At 47.7% G+C, this 344-nt stretch carries 1 protein-coding gene; it reads left to right on the forward strand.

The genetic code is table 11. The annotated features are described in order from the left end of the window. Positions 1-344: nucleotidyltransferase domain-containing protein (locus B3182_RS10445; protein ID WP_292752691.1), on the forward strand; the 344-nt coding region annotated here is incomplete at both ends.

Genomic DNA, 344 nt, shown 5'->3' on the forward strand with positions numbered 1-344 from the left:
GGCCAGGCGGATAATGCGACAGGCTGTCGCGATATTCTCGACAAAGCCTCACAACACCTAAAAAAATGTTTTTTTGAAGATCAGGCAGATATTGACTGGCTGGTACATCAGCAAGCACATTTTGTGGATGAGGTCCTGCAGTTTCTATGGCACAAACATCTTGCGACTGAAACGACTGTCAGTCTGATTGCCGTTGGCGGTTACGGACGAGGCGAATTACATCCACACTCGGATATCGACTTACTGGTATTACTGGATGATTCAGTGGCTGAAACACCTCCAGAAGCACTATCTGTCTTCCTGACCCAACTGTGGGATATCGGCCTGGAGATTGGTCATAGTGT

The sequence above is a fragment of the Methylophaga sp. UBA4204 genome (assembly GCF_002379485.1).
Classification (GTDB): Bacteria; Pseudomonadota; Gammaproteobacteria; order Nitrosococcales; family Methylophagaceae; genus Methylophaga.